The 4,342-nt window shown below is 39.1% G+C and carries 1 protein-coding gene; it reads left to right on the top strand.

The window, feature by feature from the left end:
- Window positions 1-176: 176 nt before the first annotated feature.
- Window positions 177-4,342 (top strand): mucin-binding protein (locus AALA56_RS08600; RefSeq protein WP_369909643.1); only part of this gene is annotated, 4,166 nt, incomplete at its 3' end.

Below are 4,342 nucleotides of genomic sequence, written 5' to 3'. Positions count from 1 at the left end.
CCATGTGCGATAGTATAGTTGACAATCTCTACACGCTCTTCAAATGTTGTCTGTCTTCCTTGCTTCATACGGCTATAGATGCTATAATTAGACATAAAGAGATAATAAGTCCTATAATTGGATATATAGGAGTTTTTATTTTCTAAAAGAATTAAACATTAAAATACGGAGTTTATATGAACGGCAAACATAAGAAAAAATTCGATTGGCACTTGATAAAGAAGCGTTATTCCTTCCGTAAGTATCATTTTGGACTTGCGAGTGTTCTTCTTGGGACAACTCTACTTACAGGGCAAGTTGTTCAAGCGGAAGAAGTAACTTCTGTAGCATCAACAGCAACACAGACAGTCGCTTTAAGTGAAGCAATAGAGACCGTCAGTAGTTCTATAGTTGAAGAAACCAGTGTTCCTAAATTTTCAGAATCTGCAAGTTCAGTTGCTACTGAAACGTCTACTGCAACAGAGGCATCAATCACTCCAGAAACCAGTAAAACAGCGAGTAGTTTTAGTTCCTCCTCTGAAAAAGCTTCAACTGAAGAAGTGAAGGAATCAGAAACAGAAACAGCAACCAGCCAAACTGAGAACTCATATAGTTCAGCTGAATCTTCTAAAACTATAGCAGTAACTACTCAATCAACTAACAGCAACAAGGAAAATACTCCAGTAGTGGCTATAGAAGATGAGAAACGGGAAACTTCTGTATTATCAGGAGATTTCCTTCCTGTAGCGACAGAACTTTTACAAGATGAACTTGTGAAACCAATCGTAGATACTTTTGTCAAAATGTCTTGGCAAGCGATCCCTCGTGCAGAAGCGCTGTTGTTGAATGCTAAAGAATTGTTGGAAAGTAGTGCGAATATTGCCTACTCTAAGACTCCACAATATGGTGACCGTCAGGCCAGCATTCTTGTCACCTACGAAAATGGTGAGACAACAGAAGTAAACTTCGATGTTCAAATCACCAGCCAAGACGTTCGTCGCAACCGTTCAAACGGATCATCGTCCAGCAATCGTGCTTTCCGTTCAGATAGCTCAAATACTTCAGGTGTAGTAAACGGAGCCATTTCTACGAGAAGTAGTTTAACCAATAATATTGATTCAGCAACAATCATGGTTACAACTTCTTTGGATATTTCAGGCGAATCTGCTAATTATGATGGCGGCTATGTTGAGTTGGTAGTTGAAAACACTCCATATATTGAAGCAAAACCTTCGGCAGTTTCAGGGGTTACAGTTTCAAATAGCAAAGACGGAAATAACACAGTCGTACGTTTCACACCAACAACTCCATTACGAGGTGGTTCCTACTATAACTTTGTTACCAGCTATCAGTTGAAATCTGTTAATAATGGTGGAAATGTAGCTTCTATGTTGGAAGCAAATGATTTTAAAGTTCCGGTTAAAGCTACCTTTTATGATGCAGATGGCTTAAAAGTTCAAGATTTGGGTGAGTTGGTTTTTGGTTATGAAGAAGTATACAATGCTGCTGATACAGGAACAGCTATGTCAAATCGTCAAATTGTTTCTGTAGATGTTAATGATAATGGTATTGTGGATGCAGATGAAACAGGGAAATTATCATTCTATGTGTTTACGGGTGCACGGACTGAAACTGGAACTAATGTCCTAAATGATCATTTTTCTCCTGGAACAGGGATTTTTGATGGACGGAATGTTACAGGTGGTGGGACCACTGCACCTAGTGCTCGCATTGTAGCTCCAGTTACTTCATACACCTACGATGTTGCTAAAAAAGCAGGTCTTACCCTTAGTCAAGAATCGAAAGATGCTGGTTGGTATGAGGATGAAAATGGTTATCATTTAGATGTAACTCGAGCTACGAACCCACTTGAAGGTAATGATACAGCTAACCGTAATAATTATTTCAATTATGTGCCACTCATTTTGGATATTGTAGAAGGGGCGAGGGTTTCTGAAATTAAGGGAAATCAAGCCTTAACGGTGACAGGTACCTATATTAAGGAAGATGGAACAACTTATTCAAATACGAAAACACTTACTTATAATGTCGATATTCCGGCACAACCTGTTTCCGAGGGAATTCTTTCTCTAGGCCACATATATAATACGGATACTGAGATTATTAAGGCGCATGGTCAAGCAGCCTATACAACCAACGTTGCTTTAACCCGTGCAGCAGATACAGATACGGATTATCCTTTAACTGACTATACCTTAAAAGTTACAACAGACAATGATGGTGAATTTTTCAATCGTGTTGGGTATACGGGTCGTAACTATAGAGAGGTATTTGCCAATGGCGGGTCAGTTGAAGTTTATAATGACGCCACCAATGAGCTACTTGGTACCTTTGATGCTTCGTCTTATGTTGCTACCGGGACCTACATTACAATTGATGAATCGAAGGAAGTCAAAGCAGTTCGGTATGAGTTTAAGAATCTAAATTTGAAAAAAGATTCAACACTTGCATATCCACCATCGAACCTGAGTTTTTCTGAAAACACCTTCTACAACAATTGGGAAAATCGTTACAATGATTCCTCTATTACAGAATTGCCAACACAAACAACAGCTACTTTGGTAAACAATGTAACTACAGAAGAGTCATCTATTGCTAAAAATGGTGTTTTGGTCCGTAAGGTTTATCAGGTCAAAATGGATGATAGGTCTGATTTAACTCACAATAGCCGTATCCAAGGTTCTGGATTTACTCAACGTTATACATTGAAGGATACTGAGCAAAACAGCAGTGGAGGCTATGATACGAAAAACGTTGATGAAAAAGGACTGGCTGGCTATACGGTGGATCTTTACCAAGCCTATCTCCTTGATCCAAACCTTAAGTTATTGAATACTAATTGGATTGTTTACTATAATTTTAATGGCACAGGTAAGGATTTGTATGTTGAAAACGTCCCTGTGACTTCTTCAACCGATCCAATTTCTCAAAATATTGTAACCATGGCCAATAATTTCATACCGGTTGGTTCTTATGAAATTACTCAAGTTGGTTTCTGGGCTAGTAAGGATCCTGGGCTTATTCCAACGGATGGAATTGATTTGGGTACAGTTACAGTTGGAGATGAGAGTTTTGTTGTAACAACAGAGAATTCAACTTCAAGTACATGGAAAGTTCACTTGGTATCTTCTGAGTCATCAGGTGTTCTCTCAAAAGTGAAGCCTGACGATGCTTCAGCTTACAGTTTCAATTCAAATGAGCACAAAGCACAAGATATCGTGGACTTCGAGATTACTTACTCCAATGTTGCGGATTCTGAATTAAAGAATGTTAGCGTCATTACATCTCTTCCTCGAGAAGGGGATAAGCAGTTGGATTCTCGTGGTAAGGCTCGAAACTCCCAATTTGATGTTTATCTAACCAAGGAAGTGACCCCACCAAGCGGTTGGCGTGCAGTTTATACAACAGCAACTGGAACGGCGGCTCAGATGGAAGCTGGAACTTGGTTGGACGCAGCAGATGTAACAGATTGGTCCAGCATAACGGCTGTTAAGTTTGTTTCAACTGGGCCAGTTAGTGCGAATTCAAGTGTTAATTTCCACATTGAGGATGCAGTCATTGGCACAAATGCTACTCAAGGAGGGAAGGCTTATCTTTCTTCTGCTTCAACATCAGGCGGACCAGCTACTTACATTGAATCCAATAATGTATTGATTCAAATGAAAAATCAAATTGCGGATGGAACAGTAACCGTTAACTACGTGGATGAAAACGGGAATGCCATTCCAGGAATTGATTCGAAAAGTGTGTTTAATGATGTGAAATCTGCTTATGATGTTTCGGATAAGAATACTTATTATCCAGACTCTATTACTACTGATGATGGTTTAGAATACGAATATGTAGAAACAAGATCTGATAGTGCACCAAACACAGGTGTTTATACAGAAGAGGAACAAACCATTACCCATGTTTATAAACTTGCCCAACAAACAGCAAAATTCACTTATAAAGATGTAACAAATGCGGATAATCCGTCTGTTTTGAATAATGTAGATTCTGTAACGGGCGATTCTGCTGCAGCCATCGACTATAAGACAGCAGACCGTATCAATGAATATCTCAAAAAAGGGTATGAACTTGTCTCAAATGATTTTGAAGATGGCGTAACCACTTATGATAAAGATAAGAATGTAAATCAGGAATTCACGATTGGATTGAAACAACGTGTTTTGCCAATCACAGATTCATCTCAATCTGGTACAGATGTGGATGAAGATGATGAAAATACACCACAATACCCAGAATCTGTTAAGGATATGGAAGCTCTCAAGAAAACTGTAACTCGTACCATTGAGTACAAGTACCTCACACCAACAGGTGAGGAAGCATCAGGTACCAT

Source organism: Streptococcus hyointestinalis (assembly GCF_041225505.1).
GTDB lineage: Bacteria > Bacillota > Bacilli > Lactobacillales > Streptococcaceae > Streptococcus > Streptococcus hyointestinalis_B.
Note: the sequence above shows the minus strand (reverse complement) of the source record. Positions and strands in the feature narration are given on the sequence as shown.